The sequence below is a fragment of the Streptomyces longwoodensis genome, assembly GCF_001514125.1.
Taxonomy (GTDB): Bacteria; Actinomycetota; Actinomycetes; order Streptomycetales; family Streptomycetaceae; genus Streptomyces; species Streptomyces longwoodensis.
The window spans coordinates 300,492-323,475 of record NZ_KQ948553.1 but is presented as its reverse complement, the minus strand read 5'-3'; the positions used below and the strand labels follow the sequence as shown (position 1 = coordinate 323,475).

Sequence of the window (22,984 nt, the reverse complement as noted above, 5' to 3'; positions counted from 1 at the left end):
CCGAGATGCACCAGGGTCGTCACCAGGCACACGAGGACGGCACCGCGCAGGCCCGCTCTCAGGGCCCTGGCACCCCGGACCCGCTCGCCGGGCGGACCGGCGTCCGTTCTCCGTTCCCCCGGCGGCGAGCCGCCATCGGTCCGTCGGTGTTCCTTCACGCGTGCCGCGTCAGTTCCGCTCGACACCGCCCACCTTGCTTTCTCGTGTTCCGCCGCCCGGCGTCACAGGCTGTTCGTCCACCGGCAGCGGCAGCGGCGGCGTGCGGCGGGGTCGAGAGGTCCCGCCGCACGCCGTCATCCGCGGTACGGATCCGCGATCCGCCGACTAGCTCTCGTGGTCTTCCTGACCGTCGGACTTGGGTGCGTTGCCGTAGCCGTAGTTGCCGTAGTTGCCGTAGTCGTGGCCGTTGTCGTCGCCGGGTCGATCGCCATGGCCGTGGTCCGGCTTGCCCGGCGCGCCCTGGTGGTCCTCGCCCGGTTTGCGGTGGTGGTCGTACCCACCACCGACGTCCGGTCCGCCGTGTTCGCCGGGCTTGCCGTGGTGTTCGCCGGGCCTGCCGCCGCCGTGCTGGCCGGCGGTGTTCCCGGCCGTGTTGCCCGCGGTGTTCCCCGAGGTGTTCCCCTTGGTGACGTTGTTGCCGGCGGTGTTGCCCGCGGTGTTCCCGGAGGTGCCGCCGCCCGTCACGTTGACGATCGGCCCGCCCAGGAGGCCACCGCTGACCAGACCACCGCTGACCAGGCCTCCGCCGATCGCACCGGCGGTGCTGCCGGTCGTCGAACCGGTCGTGGTGCCGGTCGTGGTGCCGGTCGTGGTGCCGGTCGTGGTGCCGGTCGTCGTACCGCTGGTGGTGCCGGTGGTCGTGCCCCCGGTCGTCCCGGTCGAGCAGGCGTTGAGGAAGATCCGGTTGGTGTCGAGCGTCACGGCGCCGTTGCGGGCCAGCGCCCGGCCCTCGATGTTGGTCCCCGTGGTCACGTGGATGTCCGTCAGGGCCATGATGGTGCCCACGAAGGTGGAGTTCGTGCCGAGGGTGGCCGAACTCCCGATCTGCCAGTAGACGTTGCACGCCGAGGCGCCGTTGGTCAGAAGCACGCGGCTGGAGGAGGCCGTCGTCAGGGCCTCCGGAATCTGGAACACCCACACGGAGTTCGGGTTTCCTCCGGCGTCCAGGATCAGATCGCCGGTGATGCCGACACCCGAGGTGGCGGTGTAGACGCCCGGAAGCAGCGTCGTGCCGTTCCCGATGCCCGCTGCGAGTGCGAAGTCCGTGGCCTGACCCGCCGCGTTGTTGTACGCGGTGACCAGGTCGGACTTGGCCTGGGCCGCCACGGCGTCGGCGGCGTGCACGGCGCCGAGCACCTCGCCGGGCGGGAAACCGGTGATCGCGGGGTTCGGGTACGTCCCGAGGTCGTGACTGATCACCGTGGGGCCGGTGTTGGTGACTCCCGCGCCCGCCAGGACGGAGAAACTCGCCGCCGTGGCCAGCGGTACCGGTGTGGCGATGGCGACTGCCTGGGCGGGCGACAGGACGACCATCGCGGCGGCGACCGTGGCGGCGAGAGCTGAGGCCAGCAAGCCCGGCAAGGAGCGCCGGCGAGCCGTCTCAGGGATTTTCAGCTTCATCAAGAGGCCATTTCCTGTGGGGGCCGTGGCGTGCCGGGCTGTAACCGAACGCCCGGAGAGCCGTGATCTGGTGGTGCATATTACGGAGGAATCTTCCTGAGCCCGCGACAATAGAAGTGCGTTTCTGGTTTTCGAGCGTTCATCTCTGGCGTGCGGCGCATTATTTCGAAATGCGTACTTATTGATTGTTCGGTGATAACACCTGGTTGCGCGGACGAACTCCCCGGGCCGCGCGACGTGATCCCGCGCCTGCGGACGCACGTGGAAACGGCACATGACGACGTCACGATCCGATGTGGTCGGTGCCCGGCCGCGACGGTATGGCGAGTGATCAACATCGCTTCTCGCGTGGCAGTCTGCGGATCAGAACGATGACGTGAACCCGGAGGTACCCCGCCCGTGGCGGCGAACATCAATCCCACCGTCAGGAGACGTCGCCTGGGGGCCGAACTGCGTCGGCTCCGCCAGGCCAGTGGACTGAAGAGCACGGAAGTGGCCGAGCGGCTGATGATCTCCCAGCCCAAGATCAGTCATCTGGAGAACGGCCGCCGCGCGATCAGTCCCCGCGACGTGCGCGACCTGTGCGCGGTCTACGGGGTGTCGGACCAGAAAGCCGTCGACGCGCTGATCGAGATGGCGAGGGAATCCGGCACACGGGGGTGGTGGCACGCCTACGGCGACATCCCCCAGAGCGTCTACATCGGCCTGGAGACGGACGCCGCCTCGGTCCACGCCTATGAGCCCCTGGTGGTCCCGGATCTGCTGCAGACCCCCGCCTACGCCCATGCGGTCATCGAGGAATCGATTCCCCGGCTCACGGCCCGGCAGGCCGCCGCACGGCTGAAGGTGCGGCTGCGCCGGCAGCACCGGATCTACGACCCGGCGGGCCCGTTGCGCTTCCGGGCCGTCCTGGACGAATCGGTCCTGCGCCGTGCCGTCGGCTCTCCCGACATCATGCGGGAGCAACTGGAACACCTGAACGCGCTCGGCGCGGAGCCCAACGTCACCGTGCAGGTCCTCCCCTTCACGGGCGGCGCTCATCCGGGCCTGTCGGGGCGGTTCTCCCTCATGAGGTTCGCCGACGGTCCCGAGGCGGCGGTGGTGCACCTGGAACGGTTCACCAGCGACCTCTACCTGGAGAAGCCGTCCGACGTGCGGCCCTATGACGTGATGTACACCCATCTCCAGGCCCGGGCCCTCGACCCGGTCAGCAGCCGCCATTTCATCACCGACGCCGTCAAGTGGCACGTCGGAGCGGCGAACCGTCCCTGACCACCCCTCGGACCAGGACTCGTACGCCTCCGCCGTGACCTGCTGGATCGGTTCCGCCGGTAGCGGGGCGAGGGGGCGGGCGATCTGCGGACGTCGGTGCGTGTGGCGCCAGGAGTAGCGTGGGAGGTGCGGGGCGGGGTCCCGTCGTCGCACTGGCCCTACCGACGGGTGGTCCTCATGACCAGCTCGGACACACCACCTGTTCCCCGGCGTCTGCCCAGTGGCGTCCACGAGGCCGTGCGACCGGGATCTGCGCTTCTGCGGCTGGAGACGACAGCATCACGCAGAGGCGTCCTCGACGGCGCGTGGTGGCCGCGCTCGCGCGACATCGGCGCCGAGCTGCCCGCCCTGTTGGGTGCCCTTGTCGCCCACCTCGGCCCCGTGTCGCGTGTGGGGTTGGATGCCGCCGCCTGGGAGGGTCTGCCGACGCGTATCGTCGTGGACGACCGGGTGGTGCACATCGACTCCTTCCCGGTCGGTGACGATACGGTCCTGATCACCCGGGGCGACCGGGACATCTTCTCGTTGCTGGTCGTCCCGCCCGACGCGGCACCGGATGCCGCCCGTGCCGCGATGGCCCGGGCGGTCCGGGTGGACAACGTCAGCGACGCGGAACAGATCCTCATAGACACCGGCAGCGGGCGCGGTCCTGTCGGCTGACAGGGCGGCGGAGCCCGTCCCTCGGGATGCTCCGGTCCACGTCACCCCACTGAGGCGGCCCCCTCCCGGCCTCACCGGGTGGAACGGACCACGAAGCCCGTGCCCTTGAGCAGCCGCTCGGTCTGCGGTCAGCCGCGCCACTCCACCATGAGCAGCGTCGCGTCGTCGCTGGTCCGTCCGCCCCGTGCCCGCTTGAGCGTGTGGGACAGCGAGCGCGTCACCGCCCGGATGCCGCGGCCGGTCCTCTCCAGCCGGTTCACACAGTCGATCAACTGGTCCTCCCCGAACTCCGCCCCGCCGCTCTTGTGTTCCTCGACCACTCCGTCGGTGAAGCAGAGGACTCGGTCCCCGGGCACCAGCCCCAGTTCGCTCACCCGGGGCTCCGAACCGCCCAGGCCGACGGGAAGGGTCGTCGGGGCGGCCAGACGTCGTGCGACGCGGTGGTCGCGGACGAGGATCGGCGGCGGGTGCCCGGCGTTGACCCACTGCACCCGTCCCGTCGTCGTGTCCAGCTGCAGCATCTGCGCGGTGACGAAGTGCTCGGGACCGAACTGTCCGGCCACGGCGCGGTCCATGAACGCGTAGATCTCCGACAGCCCGATGCCGGCGCGGCGGGCGTGGCGATAGCTGCCGATGGCCACGGTGGCCATCGTGGCCGCGTCCAGTCCGTGCCCCATCGCGTCGATCATGACCACGTGGAGGACGTCGCCGTTCAGCGCGTAGTCGAAGCTGTCGCCGCCCACGTCGTAGGCGGGTTCCAGGATCCCGGCGACGGCGACCCGGGGCATGATCATGGCCAGCGGTGGCAGCAGGGACCACTGGATCTCCGCGGCGACGCTCATCCCCTCATCGCGTCGGACGTCGAAGAACAGGTCGGAATAGCCGTGCTTGGTCACCAGGAGGTCGGCCACCAGGCCCGAGATCCTGAGAAGCAGGCGGCGGTCGTCGTCATCGACGACGTCCAGCGTCACTGCCATGACCCCCACCTGGTCACCACCGTCCAGCAGCGGCAGATGGACCCGGACGCCGTCCTCCTGGGGCACCTCGACAGGAACGGCGTCGAGGAAACAGCGGCCCGCGTCGGAGTCGTCGATCAGCTGGGGTTCCCCGCCGGTCAGCCCCTCACCGGGCAGCGGTACGAGCACCAACTGGCCGTAGTCCTGCAACAGCACCTGCGGACGACGGGCATCGAGCCGCTCCATCACGTCGGCGACCAGGGGCCCGATGAGATGGGGCGGGAGTTCGTGCGCGCTGTCCAAGATCTTTCCGAGGAGCGCTTCCCCGAAGCTCTCGGACCGGTTCGGGCGCCGTCGTTCGGCCATCTCCTCACCTTCCGCGGTCACGCTTCGGGCGGGGGCGGGCCGGGATGACAACGGATCTGTCGGTGCCATGGCTCCATCATGCGGTCGTGAAAGCCCGGTCCGCCGGTCGGGCGGGGCCGGCCGGGCTGCTCACCCGGGTCCCGCTCCTCCTTCCGGCTCCCCCGTGTCCTGTCCGTCGAGGCCGCTCTCGGCGAGCGCCAGCAGGCGCGGAGCCGACAGTGCGTTCGCGGGGTCGGAGGCGGCGGTCAGCAGCCGGGTGGCCACCCGGTCCGGCTCGTCCGGGGGGATCACCAGCAGTTCTCAACGCCCCACGGTGCCGCAGTCCACGGTGATGGCATGCGCCTCGGCGGCGGAATCGGTCAGCACCACCTCGATCACGTGTCCGGGTGCCATCACCTCCCGCGGGGCATCGGGCCAGGCGGCCGTCCCCACGGTCACGCGGGTGATGGTGCCGATGCCCGGATCCAAGGAGCCGACCAGTACGGGCAGCTCCAGTTCCAGGGCGCCGCAGCGCGGCCACCACGCGCCGTCCAGCGGGCCGTGGCTGGCGTCCGGCGTGAGGCGCAGCCGGGGCGAGGGCATGCGGTAGCAGTGTCCGTCACCTGGTGCCGTGCCCTCGGCGGGCTCTGTGCTGGCGTTCATCGTGCGGTCCCGTTCCGGGCCGTGCGGTCTCCGGCTGCCCGTGTCGTGTCACTGGCCGGGAACGGCGCCACCGTCATGGTGCGCCCGGAAGTTCTCGGTGTGCCCCAGATTACTCCCGACGGTGGCGGGCGGTGTGGCGCGCAGCCATCGCACTGCCGCATCACCGGCGCGCCGAGGGCTGTCCTTCAGCGGACAGGGTCAGTACGCAGGGGGCGACGGCGCCGTGCATCCCCACGACCTCACCCAGGTTCTGCCACCCCCAGGACGAGAAGGCGGCTCGAGCTCCCCGGTCGGCAGGATGCAGCAGGGTGACCCCGAGGGAGGAGTCCAGGTCCGTGAGGAGACGCTGTTGCAGGCGGCGGGCGATGTCGCGGTGCTGAACGTGCGGATGGGCCACGACCTGCGTGAGGACGACGAACCGTGCCCGGGAAGTGAGTCGCTGGATGATCTCCTGGAGGCTTCCGCCGTCCTGCCGGCCGTCGGAGCCGTCGGAGCCCACCGGAAAACCGAAGGCGCAACCGACCAGCACCGTCGTCTCGGCGACCAGCAGGGCGAAGCCGGGGCGGTGGGCGGTGACCGCCAAGCGGTGCAGGAAGTCTCCGCGGTCGTGGTACGCCTCTCGGACGGTGCCCGCTACGGACTCCGAAGCCAGGTCGGCGATGTCCTCGCACATGTCTTCTGCCTGCCGGCGGGTCAGCCGGCGAAGGCGGATACCGTCCCTGAGGACCGGCCGGCCCGGCCGACGAACGGGGTCCTCGGGCGCCCGCGTCGCGGTGTTCATGAGGTCGCTGGACGCGGTGGGCGGCACGGGGCTCGCGAGGGGCGCAAGGAGCAGCGCAGTCGATCCTGTGGCATCGAGGAGCCGGACGATCTGAGCGCACGGATGGTGCAGCCGCAGGCGAGCGTGGACCCGGCCGGCGCGCCGAGCTGCCGAGAGGAGGACGTCCAAGCCCCTGGCATCGCAGGAGCCGACCGTGGTGAGGTCGAGGTCGATCTCGGTGGCGCCGTCCAGCAGACACTGCTCCACTGCGGCCCGCAGCAGCGGCGTGGTGGCCGGCCCGATGTCGCCGGCGAGCGTGACGAGCGTTCGCTCTCCTCGGACCCGCCGATGGATGTCCAGCCGGGAGGGGACCACCACGTCTCTTCTCGGCGGGTTCGCGAACCTGCGCGGGCTCTCCGCGCGGCTCCTGCCGTGACGGGCTCGCTGTGCCTCGACTGCGGCGGACATGGTGCCGACCCGTCTCCGAGCCGACCACGGGGGCGGCCCGGATTCACTCGTCCCTCGCCGAGGACGACCCGGCGCGGGGGCCGGAGTGCGTGATGCCCTCGGTACTTCAACCGTACGTCGGCCGCAACCGGAAGCGGCCGCGTCGAAGGACGCGCACCTCACAGCCGGGGGCCGGCGGGGTAAGGGCAGGAGCGCCACCCCGTCCCTGCCGTGTCGCGGCAGGTGCTGTCGAAGGACGCGCGCCGGCTCTGGACCACTACTGGCCGCCGCGCAGTCCCCTGAACACAGCACAGCGCTGCCGCCCGGAGCCGGACGGCAGAGCGGGTGGACGAATGGAATGCCGGCTCACTTCCGAACCCGCACGCGACGCGACCGCCGCTCACCGGGTCTCCGAACCCCTCGGGGCGACACGTCGCACGCCAGGAGGGTTCGGTCCGGGTGAAAGCCGGCTTGCGGAAGGCGTTGCGGACACCGTTCGGAGTTCGCGGTCGTGGGAAGGGGAGAACTCCTTGCAGCACCGCCCACCGGCCGTCGATGGGGGAGATCCGCATGCCGGTGCCGGTGCCGGTTCGCCGAGGAGCCGCTGGTGATCGAGGGCAGCATGACGTGCCCGGTGGACGGGACGACCCAAGCCGCCCGTCAGGCGGGTCAGGTCAGTCGTGGCCGACGGCCTTCCTCCCGGCTTCGGAGCGATGTGTTCTGCGAGAGAAGAAGGCCCTTCCGTCCGTCGGACGAAAGGGCCTCTGACCGAGTTTCCCGTGTGCCCCCGGCAGGATTCGAACCTGCGACACCCGCTTTAGGAGAGCGGTGCTCTATCCCCTGAGCTACGAAGGCGAAGGTGGCGTCGCGCGTGTGGGCGTGACGTCCACAGCGTACCGGATCAGTGGGGGAGGCAGGGGTGAGGTCGGCGCGGTCGGCAGGCATGCAGGGGCGTCGGCAAGACAGGGAAGCGGGGGCGCCTCGTCCCGCTGGCCCACCCCCCTCACCCCCTCATCACCCCCCCACCCCCTCACCTCCCCCCACCCCGCACCACCCGCACCCGGTAACCCCCGTCCCCGTCCACCCCCTCCACCACGATCCGCACCTTCGCCTTGGGGTCCTTGAAGGTCTCGCCCGGTACGAACGGCGCGTCCGACAGCTCCGCGTGGACGTTGGGGCTGCGTGTGCAGCCGCCGCTGTCGCGGTGGGCGTCGTAGACCGTGACCGGGCCCATGCCGGTGTCGACGTCCGCGTCGACGCGGTAGACGAGGACGCCCGGGCGGCACACCGCCTCGTCGTTGCCGGCGTGGGTGCGCACCTCCACCGCGTAGCCGCTGCGGGCACTCAGCGGGACGAACACCAGCTTCGGGCCGCCGGTCACCGCGAGCGGGGTCAGGCGGTACTCGCTCGTCCCGGGGTGCGCCGCGCAGCCGATCTGGGAGTCGTCCAGCCAGCCCAGCTTCCACTTGTGCCAGCCGAGCAGGTCGTTGTCGGCCCCCCAGTCCTCGCTCATGATGTCCCAGTGGCCGACCGAGCCCCCGCCCTCCTGGGTGTAGAGGTCGGGCAGGCCGAAGACGTGGCCGTTCTCGTGGGGCAGCACGCGGTAGCCGGTCTTGTCGTAGGAGCCGGAGCCGTCGTCCTGGCGGGAGTAGACGAAGGACGCGTTCGCCACCGGGACCCCGTCGGCGGTGGGGGCGTCCGCGTTGCCGGCGAACGTCACCGACAGGACCGTGTCCAGCGCGGAGGGGCCGGCGTTGGGGGTGACCAGGACGTTCAGCAGGTCGTACGACGCGAAGTCGACCCTGCCGTCCGCGGCGGCCACGAGGTCCTGGACCAGCTGCCGGTACCCCGGTTCGAAGGGCGCGCCGCGTTCTATGCCGTACGCACGGAACGGCTTCGGCATGCGCAGCCAGCGGCGGACCGGTGTCTCGGGGACGTAGTCGAGGCGGCCGTACGACGCCGTGCGGAACCATTCCCGGGTCTGCGGGAAGAACTCGTGGAAGCGGTCCAGCGCGTTCCCGTGACCCGGCGCGTCCGGGAAGTCGATCATCAGGCTGAGGGCGCGGACGCGGCCGGTGGAGCGGGCGTAGCCGCCGGGCGTGGGGACGCCCTCGGACATCTGGACGGCCGAGCCGCCCGTGATCATGCAGGGGGCGAGGGTGGTGGCGCGGGCGGGGGAGACCGCCGGGCCCGCGCCCGCGCCGGAGGGGCCCGCGGCGGGCGGCCGGCCGGAGCCCGCGGCGGTGCTGACCGCCAGCGTCAGCAGCGTCACCGAGGCGAGCGCGGCGGCCCGCCGGGAGCGTATGCGGCGGCTGCTCGGCTGCGGCTGCATGCAGGTGCCCTTCGCTCCCGGCAGCCACCGTCACCGGCTGCACCCTTGCGATCACCCTGTGCCGCGACACGCCGGGACGCGCGCTGGAACGGCCGATCGTGGGTTACCGGGCGGTATGCGGGGGGCGGGAGAGGGTCCTCGACGTACGGCCCGGAGAGTGGCGCGCATCACATTCGAAAAAAGTCCCCGGACGGGAAATAACCGGGGACCCCTTCCCCGTTTAGCCATGTGTCCGAGCGAAACGGGGACAGCTTCCCCGGATCGCCAGCCCGACCACCGAGGAGTGCACCGTGACGACCACCGCCCCCGTCCAGCGCAAGGCGCCCCGGCCGCGCGCCGACGCCCTGCGCAACCGGGAGCGCATCGTCACCGCCGCCCGCGAGATGTTCGTCGAGTTCGGGCCGTACGTCCCGCTCGACGAGGTCGCCCGCCGGGCCGGCGTCGGCAACGCCACGGTGTACCGCAACTTCCCCGACCGCGACGCGCTGGTGCGCGAGGTCGTCTGCCAGGTCATGGACCGTACGGCGCAGGCGGCCCGGCAGGCGCTCGCGGAGACCGGGGACGCCTTCGAGGCGCTGGAGCGCTTCGTGCACGTGTCCGCGGACGAGCGAGTCGCCGCGCTGTGCCCGATGATCTCCAGCACCTTCGACGTCAACCACCCCGACCTCGAGGCCTCCCGGGTCCGCGTCGAGCAGCTGATCGACCAGCTCATGGAGCGGGCCCGGCAGGCCGGACAGCTCCGCGAGGACGTCGGGCCCGGTGACCTCATGGTCGCGGTGGCCCAGCTCAGCCGCCCGCCGGCCGGGACGGGGTGCCCGAACGGGGACCGGTTCGTCCACCGCCATCTCCAGCTGTTCCTGGACGGACTGCGGGCCCCGGCCCCGTCCGACCTGCCGGGAACGCCCGTCACCCTGGAGGACCTCCGGCAGGCCTGACCCGACCTGACACGAGACCTGCTCTCTCCCTCTTTCTTCGTCTTCCTTCGTCGTTCCTTCGATTCCACCGTTCCGACGTTTCGTTCCGACGTCCTGTTCTCACCAACGTTTTTCGACGTCCCGAAGTCCCGAAGTGGGTACCCCCATGTCTGAAACAGCCGTGAAGGCTCCCGGCGCCGCCCGAGAGGGTGACGCCAACCGCTGGAAGGCGCTCGCGTTCATCGCGCTCGCCCAGCTGATGGTCGTCCTCGACGCCACCATCGTGAACATCGCGCTGCCCTCCGCCCAGCAGGACCTGGGCATCTCCGACGGCAACCGGCAGTGGGTCGTGACGGCCTACGCGCTCGCCTTCGGCGGTCTGCTCCTGTTCGGTGGCCGCATCGCGGACCTGTGGGGCCGCAAGCGCGCCTTCGTCACCGGTCTGGCCGGTTTCGCCGTGGCCTCCGCGCTCGGCGGTGCCGCCGCCAACGAGGCCATGATGTTCGGCGCCCGCGCCCTGCAGGGCGTGTTCGGCGCGCTGCTCGCCCCGGCCGCGCTGTCGCTGCTGGCCGTGATGTTCACCGACGCCAAGGAGCGCGCCAAGGCGTTCGGCATCTACGGCGCGATCGCCGGTGGCGGCGGCGCCGTCGGCCTGATCCTCGGCGGCTTCCTCACCGAGTACCTGAACTGGCGCTGGACGTTCTTCGTGAACATCCCGTTCGCCATCGTCGCCGCGCTCGGCGCGTACTTCGTCATCCGTGAACCGGAGGGCGGCCGCAACCGCAACCCGCTCGACATCCCCGGCGTCCTGCTGTCCACCCTGGGCCTGGTGGCCCTGGTCTACGGCTTCACCCGTGCCGAGTCCGAGGGCTGGAGCGACTCGCTGACCATCGGCATGTTCGTCGCCTCCGGTGTGCTGCTGATCGCGTTCGTGCTGGTGGAGTCCCGGGTCAAGGCCCCGCTGCTGCCGCTGCGCGTGGTCACCGAGCGCAACCGCGGCGGTGTCTACCTCTCGCTCGGCCTCGCGATCATCGCGATGTTCGGCCTGTTCCTCTTCCTGACCTACTACCTGCAGGTCGTCAAGGGCTACACGCCCGTGAAGACCGGCTTCGCCTTCCTGCCGATGATCGCGGGCATGATCACCGGTTCCACCCAGATCGGCACCCGGCTGATGACCCGGGTCGCGCCGCGGCTGCTGATGGGCCCGGGCTTCCTGGTCGCCGCGCTCGGCATGCTGCTGCTGACGCGGCTGGAGATCGGCTCCTCGTACGCGGCCGTGCTGCTGCCGGCGATGATCCTGCTGGGCCTCGGCATGGGTACGGCGTTCATGCCGGCGATGTCCCTGGCCACGCTGGGCGTCGAGCCGCGAGACGCCGGTGTCGCCTCCGCGATGGTCAACACCTCGCAGCAGGTGGGCGGTGCCATCGGTACGGCGCTGCTGAACACGATCGCCGCGTCCGCGACGACGTCGTACATCAAGGACCACATCGCCTCCGCCGGGTCCCGGCCGCAGCAGCAGCTGGTCCAGCTGGAGGGCATGGTGCACGGCTACACCAGCGCCATCTGGTTCGCCGTCGGCATCCTGGTCGCGGCCGCCGCGATCGCCGTGACGTTCATCAACGCCGGCCGTCCGAACCTCGGGCCGATCGCCGGCTCGGGCTCGGGCGACGGGGTCGAGGACGAGATCGCGGTGCCGGTGGTGGCCCACTGACCGGCTGAGCCCCGGCTGCCAGAGGTACCCCTCCGGTTCATCCCCGGTGTACGGCGGGGAAGGGGACGCCCCGCCCGTACACCCCCCTCGGGGGAACCCTGCCCCGGCCCCGCGCCGCCGCCCGGGCGGTCAGCGGAGCCAGGGCAGGTCCGCCCCCGCTTCGTTCGGCTGGAGTCCCTCGGCGACGATCTGCATGATCTCGCCGAGGGACTTCTGCTGTTCCGGGGTCAGCCGGTCGAACAGCGCCTGGCGTACGGCGCTGACGTGGCCCGGCGCGGTGCGGCGCAGCACCTCCAGGCCCGCGTCGGTCAGCACGGCGAACTGGCCGCGCTTGTCCGAGGGGCAGTCCTCCCGGCGCACCCAGCCGCTCTTCTCCAGGCGGGCGACGGCGTGCGAGAGCCGGGAACGGGTGATCTTCGCCTGCATGGCCAGTTCGGTCATGCGCAGCCGGCGGTGCGGTGCCTCGGCGAGGCCGACCAGCAGGCCGTAGTAGATGTGCGGCATGCCCGCGTCGCGCTGGAGCTGTCGGTCGAGGTGGTCCTCGAGCAGGGTGGTGGCGTGCAGGTAGGCGCGCCAGACGCGCTGTTCCTCGGCGGTGAGCCACTGCGGCTCGTCGGCGGGTGCGGATGCCGTGTTCATGGTCTCCATCGTACGGCGCCTGTCCTTGAAACTTGAACAAAGAGGTCGTAGGGTGGGCACTCCGCTAGTGCTTTAACTTTTAAGCAAACGTCCGGAGTGTGAGGGAGAGCCGCCGTCATGACCGCCGCCGCCCCGCGAGAGCGCATGCCCGCCCTGTACCTCAGCCACGGCGCCCCGCCGCTCGCCGACGACCCGGTGTGGCCCGGCGAGCTCGCCGCCTGGTCCGCCGCGCTGCCCCGCCCGAAGGCCGTCCTCATCGTCTCCGCCCACTGGGAGGAGGCCCCCCTCGCGCTGGGCGCGGTCGAGACCGTCCCCCTCGTCTACGACTTCTGGGGCTTCCCCGAGCACTACTACCGCGTGACCTATCCGGCCCCCGGCGCGCCGGAGCTCGCCGAGTCCGTCCGCAAGCTGCTGCGCACCCCCGGCACCCCCGTGCAGGACATCCCCGACCGGGGCCTCGACCACGGTGCCTACGTGCCCCTGGTCGAGATGTTCCCGCAGGCCGACATCCCCGTGCTCCAGGTGTCCATGCCGACCCTCGACCCGGTGCGGCTGATGGAGATCGGCCGCCGCCTCGCCCCGCTGCGCGACGAGGGCGTGCTGATCGTCGGCTCCGGCTTCTTCACCCACAACCTCGCCGCGCTGCGCCACACCGGCCCCGGGGTGCCCAGCTGGTCCTCCGAGTTCGACGACTGGGGGCGGCGCGCGCTGGAGACCCGGGACTGGGACGTGCTCCTCGACTTCCTGAACAAGGCCCCGGCCGGCCGGTACGCCCACCCGCGCACCGAGCACTTCGCCCCGCTGTTCGTGACCATGGGCGCCGCGGAGGCCGACGGCGAGCTCGACGCGCAGAAGTCCGTGATCGACGGGTTCTGGCTGGGAATGGCGAAGCGGTCGGTGCAGTTCGGCTGAACGGGTGGCGGGTGGCGGGTGGCGGGTGGCGGGTGGTCGTCAGGGCGGCTGCCTGGTCCGGCGCTGTGGCTCCCTTGGGTCCCGCTGGTCCGGCCGTGTCCTGTTTCCCCGTCCGTGGCAACCATCGGGCGGTACGGCCCGTCTTCACGGTGGGAGGGCGGCCACGGGCGGCGCTCCCCGGGGGTGACGACGACGGTGTCGAATGTGATGGGCGTCTCACGGGCGGAGTGGCCGCTGAGGCCCGTGAGGGTGCCGAGGTCCCCTCGACCCCGTCCTGACCTGCACCCTTGCCCGTCCCGGCGGGGGTCCGCATCCGCGTGTGGCCGGGCAGGATACTGCATGATCACACGATCCGGAGGACGCGAGGGGAATTCTGTCCTGTTTCCAGTCGTTGTATCCGTCGGAAGCCGGGCACCCGTGGAGAGTCCCCCCAGAGGACCGGACCGAATCCCGCAAGGGAGTGGTCCCGTGGCCGGCAGCCGAAGGACCACCCGCTGACCCACCATCGCAAGGGAGCACGCATGGCAACCCGTGCCGTCGCCCGTCGTCAGTCCGCCACCGGCGAGACGGCCGACGCGGCCCGCAGTGTTCGCGCCACCGGCGGCGAGATCGCCGACCGCGATCTGGTCGGCATGTACCTCGACGAGATCGCGCGCACACCGCTGCTCGACGCCGCCAGGGAGGTCGAGCTGTCGCAGATCATCGAGGCGGGTGTGTTCGCGCAGCAGGTCCTGGACGGCTTCGAGGAGTCGCGGGCCGACGCCTCCAGGGAGGAGCTGGAGGCCCTGGTCGCCGCGGGTGAGCGGGCCAAGGACGTCTTCATCCGCTCCAACCTCCGTCTGGTGGTGGCGGTCGCCCGGCGCTACCCGCGCAGCGGCCTGCCCCTGCTCGACCTGATCCAGGAGGGCAACGCCGGCCTGGTGCGCGCGGTCGAGAAGTTCGACTACCGCAAGGGCTTCAAGTTCTCGACGTACGCCACCTGGTGGATCCGTCAGGCGATCACCCGCTCGATAGCCGACCAGTCCCGCACCATCCGCCTGCCCGTCCACCTCGTGGAGGAGCTGGGCCGCATCCGCCGCGTGCAGCGCGAGTTCAACCGGGAGAACGGCCGGGACCCCGAGCCCGCCGAGATCGCGGCCGAGCTCGGCTCGACGCCGGAGCGCGTGACCGACGTCCTCGACTGGGCCCGCGACCCGGTCTCGCTGAACATGTCGGTGGACGACGAGGGCGAGACCCAGTTCGGGGACCTGCTGGAGGACACCAGCGCGGTCTCCCCGGAGCAGTCGGTGCTGACCCTGCTGCGCAGCGAGGAACTGGACGGCCTGATCGACCGCCTGGAGCCGCGCACCGCGTCCATCATCAAGATGCGCTACGGCATCGACGACGGCCGTGAGCGCACGCTGACCGAGGTCGGCAAGGAGCACGGCCTGACCCGTGAGCGCATCCGCCAGATCGAGAAGCACGCCCTGCTGGAGCTGAAGAAGCTCGCCCGCGACACCGGCTTCGAAGCCGCGGCGTGAGCGGCGCGGGCCCCGGCCTTCCGGCGTACGCCGGGTGGCCGAAGCCCGCGCAAACATGGCGGGGGACCGTCGCTTCAACCCGGCGGGGCGGGGAACAACCTTGGTGAGCACGGGAGTTCGAGGCACGGAACCCTGGAGCTCACTTCTTGGAGCGACCTGAGCGGCCACCCACGACCACGTCCCGACGCAATCCCCCCCGGCGCCGGGACTCTCCCAGAGCCGGCCTCCGGCGCCTGTCCCCCCGGGCGCCGGAGCCGGCTCCTCCTGTGCCCGCCCCTCACCCGACGGGCGGGCACCACGCTGGAAAGGCGGGGCACCCCGTACCTGAACCCCGGGGTGGCCCGCCGGTGGCAGATTGTGCCACAGCGGCATAGCCTGCCGACGTGATCAGCTCCACCCCCGCACCGCGCAGCACCCCCTCCGCCTCGCCTTCTTCGTCTTCCTCGGCGCCCTCATCGTCCTCCTCTTCCCCCGCCGCCCCCGCCTCGCTCACGGAACGGCGCAAGGCGCAGACGCGGTGGGAGATCGCGAGGGCGGCGGCCCGGCTCTTCGCGACCCAGGGACTGCGCACCACCCGCGCCGAGGACATCGCCCAAGCGGCCGGCATCGCACCGCGCACCTTCTACCGCTACTTCGCCACCAAGGAAGAGGCCGTCGCGCCCCTGTACGCGGCGGGTGCCGAGCGCTGGGCCGAGGCGGTCCGCGAGGCACCGGCCCACCTGTCCGTCGCCCAGGCGCTGGAGCACGGGGTCCGGCACACGCTGACCCCCGGCGCCGGTGTCTCCACGGCCTCCTGGGAGTGGGTCCGCACCCTGATCCGGCTGGCCACCGGCCACCCCGCCCTGGGCAAGGTCTGGGCGGAGGTGTGCCTCACCTCCGAGGACGCCCTGGCCGGCATCCTCGCCGCCCGGCTGCATCGCGACAACGTTGCCGCACCCGACCTGCGCTTCGCGGCGGCGGTGGCCGGAGCGGCCGTACGGGTGGCGGTGGAGACGTGGGCCCAGGGCGCGGCGGCACCGACGGGACCCGACGGCCCGGCGGAGCTGGCGCTGGCCAACCTGCGGGCGCTGCGGGGGTTCTGGGAGGGGTTGGCCGGGTCCTGAGAGCGGGCGGGACAGATCACCGGGGCGCGGTGCGACCGCCCGGTATCCGGCGCCGCCCGCTGTCCGGTGCCGCCCGGTGTCCGGCGGGCCGGTCCCGCGTCCGGGTCAGCCCGCCGCGCGGGTGAGCCGTACGCCCAGCTCCCGTACCGACGTCACCAGGTCCTCGGGGGCGCGCACCCGGAAGTCGCAGCCCACCATCAGCAGCCGTACCGCCAGCCACTGCACGGGGTCGCCGGTCGTCCCGCGCACCCGGCACCAGCGCGGCGCCGGCGCACCGTCCTCGCCGCCGGTCCGCGGCTCGGTCCCCGGCTCGGGCTCCGGGCGGCCCAGCCAGGTCGGCAGCCGGGCGGCCACGAACTCCGCGTCCGCCTCGAAGAGCACGTCGAACGCGTACTCCCCGCCCTCGTGCCCCCGCCGGATCGACCGCCGCAGGTACTCCGCCGCGTCCCCCTCCGGCAGCTCGCGCGGCGAGAACCGGGCCCCCGTGGCGAACGGCTCGCGCACCCGGTCCACCCGGAACGTCCGCCAGTCCTCGCGCCCGAGGTCGTAGGCGACCAGGTACCAGCGGCGGCCGGTCGAGACGAGCCGGTAGGGCTCGGTCAGGCGGTGCGACTCGGTGCCGTCCTTGGCGCAGTACCCGAACCGCAGCCGCTCCCGGCCGGCCACCGCCGACGCCATCACGGTCAGCGTCTCGGGCGCGATGCGCGCCCCGTCCCCGTTGATGAGCGGGGTGGTGGCGGCCTGGAGCGTGCTCACCCGGTGGCGCAGCCGTGCGGGCAGCACCTGCTCCAGCTTGGCCAGCGCCCGCACGGACGCCTCGTCCACGCCCTCCAGGGCGTGCCCGGCGCCCGCGCGCAGGCCCACCGCGATCGCCACCGCCTCCTCGTCGTCCAGCACGAGCGGCGGCATGGCCTTGCCCGCGACCAGCCGGTAGCCGCCGTCGGCGCCCTGGGTGGCCTGCACCGGATAGCCGAGTTCACGCAGCCGGTCGATGTCCCGGCGGACCGTGCGCCGGGACACCCCGAGCCGGTCGGCGAGCTCGCCGCCGGGCCACTCGCGGGGCGTCTGCAGGAGGGACAGGAGCTGGAGGAGCCGGGCCGGGGTGTCCGTCGTCATGTCACCGAGGATGCCGCAGAACTAGGACACGATCTGACCTATTGCGGTCCTACCGTGACGGCATGACCTCGAACGAGACCACCCCGGGCACCCGGAAAAGCACCCGCTCCGACGGACCGACCGGCGCGGCGCCTCCCGACCGGACGCGATGGTTCGCGCTGGCCATCGTGATGACGGCGGCCTTCATGGACCTCGTCGACGTCACGATCGTCAACATCGCCATCCCGTCGATCCAGCGCGACGCCGGCGCCTCCTTCAGCCAGATCCAGTGGATCACCGCGGGCTACGCGCTCGCCTTCGCCGCGGGCCTGATCACCGGCGGGCGGCTCGGCGACATCCACGGCCGCAAGCGGCTGTTCCTGCTCGGCGTCGCCGGGTTCACCGTCGCCTCCGCCCTGTGCGGCTTCGCCGTGAACCCGGAGATGCTGGTCGCCTCCCGCATCCTGCAGGGCGCGATGGCGGCGATGATGGTCCCGCAGGTGCTGTCGATCGTGCACGCCACCTTCCCGGCGCACGAGCGCGGCAAGGTGTTCGGGCTGTTCGGCGCGATCGTCGGACTCGGCGCGGTGTCGGGCCCGCTGCTCGGCGCCCTGCTCACCGAGTGGAACCTCTTCGGCCTCGAATGGCGCCCGATCTTCCTGATCAACCTGCCGGTCGGCATCGCGGCCCTGGTCCTGGGCCGCCGCTTCATCACCGAGTCGCGCGCCCCGCACGCCCTCAAGCTCGACCTGGTCGGGGTCGCCCTGGTCAGCCTCGGCCTGCTGATGCTGCTCTACCCGCTGACCCGCGGCCGTGAGCTGGGCTGGCCGCTGTGGGGGTACGGGTCCATGGCCGGCGCGCTCGTGGTGTTCGGCGTGCTGGTCGCCTACGAGCGGCGCAAGGCCGCCCGCGACGGCTCCCCGCTGATCGAGCTGTCCCTGTTCCGGGTGAAGTCCTTCGCCGCGGGCATCGCCGTGCAGACCGTCTTCGGCGTCGCGCTCGGCGTGTTCTTCCTGGTCTGGACGCTGTACATGCAGATCGGGCTGGGCTGGAGCCCGCTGCGCGCCGGTCTGACGGGCGTGCCGTTCTCCATCGCGGTGTCGGTGGCGGCCGGGCTGTCCGTGCAGCAGCTCGTCCCGCGCTTCGGCCGCGGGGTCCTCCAGGCGGGCGCCCTGACGATGGCCCTCGGCGTGCTGCTCTACATCGCGGAGTCCGATCGCTACGGCCTCGACATCGCCCCCTGGCAGATGGCGCTCCCGCTGGTCGTGATGGGTCTCGGCATGGGCCTGATCGTCGCCCCGCTGACGGACGCGATCCTCTCCGGGGTGCCGCGCGAGCACGCCGGCTCGGCGTCCGGGCTGATCAACACCGTGCAGCAGATGGGCAACGCGCTCGGCCTCGGCCTGGTGTCCGTCGTCTTCTTCGGGCAGATCTCCGACCACCTCACCCCGGACCGGATCGGCCCCGCCTTCGTGAACGCCTTCCAGCACGCGCTGGTCTGGGTGGCCGTGGTGATGGGCGCGATCTTCCTGCTGATGTTCGCCCTGCCCCGGCGTCCGGCCCAGCACCTCGAGGGGGCCGGGGCCCCGGCGCCGTCCACGGCGGGGGAGCGGGACGGGGAGCCTGCGCCGCCTGCGCTGGTGCCCTGACCCTGGGCTCTCGGCTCCGGCGGGCCCGGCACTCCGTGAGGGGGTGCCGGGCCCGTTCGCGTGTCCGGGTGTCCGGGACGGGTGTCCGTTCGCGTGTCCCAGCACCCTGAGTGCCGCCCGTTTGTGTCCGGACCGGGTCCGTACCTGTTTACTTTCCGGATATCCGGGCGTAGCGTCACGGCGAAACCACACGTTCGGGCATGACGCGGAGGCGAACGGACATGTACGCACCGGAGCGGCAGCAGGAGATCCTGCGGCTCGCGCGCGACGGCGGCCGGGTGGACGTGCTCTCGCTGGCCGAGGAGTTCCAGGTGACCGCGGAGACCATCCGCCGGGACCTGAAGGCCCTGGACCGCGCCGGCCTGGTCCGCCGCGTGCACGGCGGGGCCATCCCCGCCGGACGCCTCGACTTCGAGCCGGACCTCGCCGAGCGTGAGGGCACCGCCGCCGACGAGAAGGACCGCATCGCCAAGGCGGCCCTCGCCGAGGTGCCGGCCGAGGGCACGATGATCCTCGACGCCGGTACGACGGTCGCCCGCCTCGCCGCCGCCCTGCCCCTGGAGGCCGACCTCACCGTCGTCACGCACTCCCTGCCCATCGCGGCCCGCCTCGCGGACCACCCGGGGATGCAGCTCCACCTGATCGGGGGGCGCGTACGGCACCGTACGCGCGCCGCCGTGGACGCCTGGGCGCTGCGGGCGTACGGCGAGATCCGCGCCGACGTGCTGTTCGTCGCCGCCAACGGCTTCTCGGTCGAGCACGGGCTGACCACCCCCGACCTCGCCGAGGCCGCCGTCAAGCGGGCCGCGATGGCCGCCGCCCGCCGGGTCGTCCTCCTCGCCGACTCCGCCAAGCACGGCCAGGAGCACTTCGCCCGCTTCGGCGCCCTCGGCGACGTGGACCTGCTGATCACCGACAGCGGGCTGAGCCCCGACGACGCGGCCGCGATCGAGCGCGGCGGCACGGAAGTGGTGCGCGCATGATCCTCACCGTCACCCCGAACCCCTCCCTGGACCGCACCTACGAGGTCCCCTCCCTGGACCGCGGCGAGGTCATCCGCGCGTCGGGCGAGCGCATGGACCCGGGCGGCAAGGGCGTGAACGTCTCCCGGGCCGTCGCCGCCGCCGGCCGGCGCACGGTCGCCGTCCTGCCCCTGGGCGGTGCGCCGGGCGCCCTCGTCGCCGACCTGCTCGACGCGCAGGGCATCGAGGTCGCCCCCGTGCCGGTGGCTGGCGCCACCCGGTCCAACATCGCGCTCGCCGAGTCCGACGGCGTCCTCACCAAGATCAACGCGCCCGGTCCGGAGCTGTCCGCCGCCGAGCAGGAACTGCTCCTGGAGACCGTGCGCGAGCAGTCCCGCGAGGCCACGTGGATCGCCTGCTGCGGCAGCCTCCCGCGCGGCCTCGCCCCCTCCTGGTACGCCGACGTCGTCACCCGGGCGCACGCCTCGGGCGCGCGGATCGCGCTCGACACCTCGGGGCCCGCGCTGCTGGAGGCGCTGCGCGCGGCGCCCGACGTGGTGAAGCCCAACGCCGAGGAGCTCGCGCAGGCCGTCGGGCGCCCCCTGGCGACCGTGGGCGACGCGGTCAAGGCGGCCGAGGAACTGCGCGGCATGGGCGCGCGCGCCGTCCTCGCCAGCCTGGGCGCGGACGGCCAGCTGCTGGTGGAGGACGCCGGCACCTGGTTCGCCACCGCGCGCGTGGGGACCGTGCGCAGCAACGTCGGCGCGGGCGACTCCTCCCTCGCCGGTTTCCTCGTCGCCGGCGGCAGCGGTCCCGAAGCCCTGGCCTCGGCCGTCGCGCACGGCGCGGCCGCCGTCCAGCTGCCCGGCAGCGTGATGCCGACCCCGGCCGCCCTCGACCCGGCCGCGGTGACGGTGACGGCGGACGTCCCGGCCGACCGGGAACTGACGGAGCCGGTGTCATGACGCCGACGGCTCCGACGGCTCCGACGGCTCCGACGGCTCCGACGGCTCCGACGGTCCCTGCGCCGTTCCTTCTCGCGGCGCCGGAGCGGCGTGGCTCCCCGTCACGCGCCCCCGTCCGCTGCCACCTTCGGCACCCGCACCTGGTCCTCCCCCTGCCTCCGGCAGCCCCCCGCAGTACCCCCGTCCCCCATCACGCCCACCCCCTGACTGCCCGGGCGATACGCGTGCGAAGGAGCCCGCGATGAGCGACATGATCACCGCGGACCTGGTCGATCTCGACCTGTCCGCCGACACCAAGGAAGCGGCGGCGCGATCCCTCGCCGAGCGCATGGTCGCCCAGGGCCGGGTGACCGACCTCGACGGCTTCCTCGCCGACGTGGCCGCCCGCGAGGCCCAGATGCCGACCGGCCTGGACGGCGGCATTGGCATCCCGCACTGCCGCAGCGCGCACGTCACCGAGCCGACCCTCGCCTTCGGGCGCAGCGCCGCCGGCATCGACTTCGGCGCGCCGGACGGCCCGGCCGACCTGATCTTCCTCATCGCCGCTCCGGCCGGTGCGGACGACGCCCACCTGACGATCCTGTCGTCCCTGGCCCGCCAGCTGATGAACGCCGACTTCACCGCCGCGCTGCGGTCGGTGCCGGACGCGGAGGGCGCGGCGGCGCTGATCCGCGGGGACGAGGCGCCGCGGGTGGCCGGTGGGACGGGCGCGGTGAGTGCTGCCCCGGCCTCCGACGACTCCGCCCCGGTCTCCGACGACTCCGCCTCGGCTTCTTATGACTCCGCCGTGGCGCCGGGGGCGGCCTCCGCCGGCGCCACGGCGGGCAGTACGGCCGCGGCCCCGGTCCCGGCCCCGACCGCGGCCCCTGCCGACTCCGCCCCGGCGGGCCCGTTCCGGATCGTCGCCGTCACCTCCTGCCCGACCGGCATCGCCCACACGTACATGGCGGCCGAGTCCCTGGAGAACGCCGGCCGTGAGGCGGGTGTCGAGATCACCGTCGAGCCGCAGGGCTCGGCGGGCTTCACCCGGCTCGACCCGGCGGTGATCGCCGCGGCGGACGCCGTGATCTTCGCGCACGACGTGCCGGTCCGGGAGAAGGACCGCTTCGCCGGCAAGCCGACCGTGGACGTCGGCGTGAAGGCGGGCATCAACCGCCCCGCCGAGCTGATCGCCGAGGTCCGGGCGAAGGCGGCACGCGGCGAGGCCACGGCACCGGCGGCCGCGGGCCGGGGTGCGGGCGCGGGCCGGGGTGCGGGCGCGGGCACGCCGGTGGAGCGGACCGGTGACTCCACCGAGGGCTACGGCACGAAGCTGCGCAAGTGGCTCATGTCCGGCGTGAGTTACATGGTCCCGTTCGTCGCGGCGGGCGGTCTGCTGATCGCCCTCGGCTTCGCCATCGGCGGCTACAAGATCAACAAGGCGCCGTCGGTGATGGACCACTTCCTCTGGACCCAGGCCGACAGCTGGGGCGCGCTGCTCTTCCAGATCGGCGGCGTGGCCTTCGGCTTCCTGGTCCCGGTCCTGGCCGGGTACATCGCCTACGGCATGGCCGACCGGCCGGGCCTGGTCCCCGGCTTCGTGGGCGGCGCGATCTCCCTCACCATCAACGCGGGCTTCCTCGGCGGTCTGGCCGCCGGTCTGATCGCCGGTGGCGTAGTGATGGCGATCCAGCGGGTGCGCATCCCGGCGGCCCTGCGCGGCATCATGCCGGTGGTGGTGATCCCGCTGATCTCCTCGGCGATCGTCGGGTTCCTGATGTTCGTGGTGATCGGCAAGCCCATCGCCTCCGCCCAGAAGGCCATGACCGACTGGCTCAACGGCCTCACCGGCACCAACGCCGTCCTGCTCGGCACCCTGCTCGGTCTGATGATGTGCTTCGACCTCGGCGGCCCGGTCAACAAGGTCGCCTACACCTTCGCCACCGCCGGCATCGCGGTCTCCGACCCGGGCGACTCGGCGATGAAGATCATGGCCGCGGTGATGGCCGCCGGCATGGTCCCGCCGCTGGCGATGGCCCTGGCCACGACCGTGCGCGGCAAGCTGTTCACCCCGACCGAGCGCGAGAACGGCAAGGCCGCCTGGGTGCTCGGTGCGTCCTTCATCTCCGAGGGCGCGATCCCGTTCGCCGCGGCGGACCCGCTGCGCGTCATCCCGTCCTCGATGGTGGGCGGCGCGATCACCGGTGCCCTGTCGATGACGTTCGGCGCCACCCTGCGCGCCCCGCACGGCGGCATCTTCGTGGTCCCGCTGATCGGCAACCCGCTGCTCTACCTGGTCGCCATCGCGGCCGGCGTCTGCGCCACCACCGCCCTGGTCGTCCTGCTCAAGGGCCTGCGCAAGCCGGCTCCGGGCACTACGCCCACGGAGACGGCGGACGGCGGCACCACGCCGACGGCGCCGGAACCCGAGGAGCAGCCGGTCGCGGCGTGAGCGGACCGGCGGGAGCCGGTACCGCCAC

At 72.4% G+C, this 22,984-nt stretch carries 19 protein-coding genes and 1 tRNA gene; 11 read left to right on the top strand and 9 right to left on the bottom strand.

The window, feature by feature from the left end; all coding sequences use genetic code 11:
* Positions 1-324: 324 nt before the first annotated feature.
* Positions 325-1,620 carry an ice-binding family protein gene (locus tag AQJ30_RS16530; protein WP_067234107.1) on the bottom strand — a complete coding sequence of 432 codons (1,296 nt, stop codon included), beginning with the start codon at positions 1,618-1,620 and terminating at the stop codon, positions 325-327.
* Between the two features lie 399 nt (positions 1,621-2,019).
* On the opposite strand from AQJ30_RS16530, the gene AQJ30_RS16525 reads away from it, so the two are divergent.
* Both AQJ30_RS16525 and AQJ30_RS16520 read left to right on the top strand, forming a co-directional pair.
* On the top strand, positions 2,020-2,892 hold the full coding sequence (locus AQJ30_RS16525; protein ID WP_067234105.1) for a helix-turn-helix domain-containing protein: 873 nt from the start codon (positions 2,020-2,022) through the stop codon (positions 2,890-2,892).
* Positions 2,893-3,069: 177 nt separating this feature from the next.
* Positions 3,070-3,552 carry a DUF5994 family protein gene (locus AQJ30_RS16520; protein WP_067234772.1) on the top strand — a complete coding sequence of 161 codons (483 nt, stop codon included), beginning with the start codon at positions 3,070-3,072 and terminating at the stop codon, positions 3,550-3,552.
* 128 nt (positions 3,553-3,680) lie between these two features.
* On the opposite strand, the gene AQJ30_RS16515 is transcribed toward AQJ30_RS16520, so the two are convergent.
* The 6 genes from AQJ30_RS16515 to AQJ30_RS16495 form a co-directional block, all read right to left on the bottom strand.
* Positions 3,681-4,874 carry a PP2C family protein-serine/threonine phosphatase gene (locus tag AQJ30_RS16515; RefSeq protein ID WP_067234104.1) on the bottom strand — a complete coding sequence of 398 codons (1,194 nt, stop codon included), beginning with the start codon at positions 4,872-4,874 and terminating at the stop codon, positions 3,681-3,683.
* Positions 4,875-5,003: 129 nt separating this feature from the next.
* A complete protein-coding gene (locus AQJ30_RS39410) occupies positions 5,004-5,165 on the bottom strand; it encodes a hypothetical protein (RefSeq protein WP_245726955.1) in 162 nt (53 codons plus the stop codon).
* A 9-nt stretch (positions 5,166-5,174) separates the two neighbouring features.
* Positions 5,175-5,516 (bottom strand): DUF5994 family protein, encoded by a 342-nt coding sequence (locus AQJ30_RS39405; protein ID WP_245726954.1) that lies wholly within the window; start codon positions 5,514-5,516, stop codon positions 5,175-5,177.
* 160 nt (positions 5,517-5,676) lie between these two features.
* Positions 5,677-6,654, bottom strand: coding sequence for an STAS domain-containing protein (locus AQJ30_RS36955; protein ID WP_245726953.1), 978 nt, complete (start codon positions 6,652-6,654; stop codon positions 5,677-5,679).
* 851 nt (positions 6,655-7,505) lie between these two features.
* Positions 7,506-7,578, bottom strand: a tRNA-Arg gene (locus AQJ30_RS16500).
* 175 nt (positions 7,579-7,753) lie between these two features.
* The gene (locus tag AQJ30_RS16495; protein ID WP_067234102.1) at positions 7,754-9,055 is read right to left on the bottom strand and encodes a M6 family metalloprotease domain-containing protein; all 1,302 of its coding nucleotides are present in this window, start codon (positions 9,053-9,055) and stop codon (positions 7,754-7,756) included.
* 290 nt (positions 9,056-9,345) lie between these two features.
* Between AQJ30_RS16495 and AQJ30_RS16490 the strand changes: the two genes are divergently transcribed.
* On the top strand, positions 9,346-9,990 hold the full coding sequence (locus AQJ30_RS16490) for a TetR/AcrR family transcriptional regulator (protein ID WP_067234100.1): 645 nt from the start codon (positions 9,346-9,348) through the stop codon (positions 9,988-9,990).
* A 145-nt stretch (positions 9,991-10,135) separates the two neighbouring features.
* The gene (locus AQJ30_RS16485) at positions 10,136-11,680 is read left to right on the top strand and encodes an MFS transporter (protein ID WP_067234098.1); all 1,545 of its coding nucleotides are present in this window, start codon (positions 10,136-10,138) and stop codon (positions 11,678-11,680) included.
* Positions 11,681-11,809: 129 nt separating this feature from the next.
* Here AQJ30_RS16485 and AQJ30_RS16480 read toward each other — a convergent pair whose 3' ends face one another.
* Positions 11,810-12,319 carry a MarR family winged helix-turn-helix transcriptional regulator gene (locus tag AQJ30_RS16480; protein ID WP_067234764.1) on the bottom strand — a complete coding sequence of 170 codons (510 nt, stop codon included), beginning with the start codon at positions 12,317-12,319 and terminating at the stop codon, positions 11,810-11,812.
* Between the two features lie 144 nt (positions 12,320-12,463).
* On the opposite strand from AQJ30_RS16480, the gene AQJ30_RS16475 reads away from it, so the two are divergent.
* The 3 genes from AQJ30_RS16475 (at position 12,464) to AQJ30_RS16465 (ending at position 15,854) form a co-directional block, all read left to right on the top strand.
* A complete protein-coding gene (locus AQJ30_RS16475) occupies positions 12,464-13,231 on the top strand; it encodes a dioxygenase family protein (protein WP_067234753.1) in 768 nt (255 codons plus the stop codon).
* A gap of 521 nt (positions 13,232-13,752) precedes the next feature.
* Positions 13,753-14,751: a sigma-70 family RNA polymerase sigma factor gene (locus AQJ30_RS16470; protein ID WP_067234096.1), complete on the top strand. Its 999-nt coding sequence runs from the start codon at positions 13,753-13,755 to the stop codon at positions 14,749-14,751.
* 524 nt (positions 14,752-15,275) lie between these two features.
* Positions 15,276-15,854, top strand: a complete 579-nt coding sequence (locus AQJ30_RS16465) for a TetR/AcrR family transcriptional regulator (RefSeq protein WP_067234749.1) — start codon at positions 15,276-15,278, stop codon at positions 15,852-15,854.
* A gap of 105 nt (positions 15,855-15,959) precedes the next feature.
* Here AQJ30_RS16465 and AQJ30_RS16460 read toward each other — a convergent pair whose 3' ends face one another.
* Complete coding sequence (locus AQJ30_RS16460) at positions 15,960-16,970, bottom strand: helix-turn-helix transcriptional regulator (RefSeq protein ID WP_067234094.1); 1,011 nt, start codon at positions 16,968-16,970, stop codon at positions 15,960-15,962.
* A 62-nt stretch (positions 16,971-17,032) separates the two neighbouring features.
* Here AQJ30_RS16460 and AQJ30_RS16455 point away from each other — a divergent pair, with 62 nt between their 5' ends.
* From AQJ30_RS16455 to AQJ30_RS16440, 4 genes are all read left to right on the top strand, one after another.
* Positions 17,033-18,598 carry an MFS transporter gene (locus AQJ30_RS16455; protein ID WP_107119613.1) on the top strand — a complete coding sequence of 522 codons (1,566 nt, stop codon included), beginning with the start codon at positions 17,033-17,035 and terminating at the stop codon, positions 18,596-18,598.
* Between the two features lie 221 nt (positions 18,599-18,819).
* On the top strand, positions 18,820-19,581 hold the full coding sequence (locus AQJ30_RS16450; RefSeq protein ID WP_067234090.1) for a DeoR/GlpR family DNA-binding transcription regulator: 762 nt from the start codon (positions 18,820-18,822) through the stop codon (positions 19,579-19,581).
* Positions 19,578-20,525, top strand: a complete 948-nt coding sequence (gene pfkB / locus AQJ30_RS16445; RefSeq protein ID WP_067234088.1) for a 1-phosphofructokinase — start codon at positions 19,578-19,580, stop codon at positions 20,523-20,525. Before AQJ30_RS16450 ends, pfkB begins: the two co-directional genes overlap by 4 nt.
* Positions 20,526-20,766: 241 nt before the next feature.
* Complete coding sequence (locus AQJ30_RS16440; protein WP_067234086.1) at positions 20,767-22,956, top strand: PTS fructose transporter subunit IIABC; 2,190 nt, start codon at positions 20,767-20,769, stop codon at positions 22,954-22,956.
* Positions 22,957-22,984: the final 28 nt, after the last annotated feature.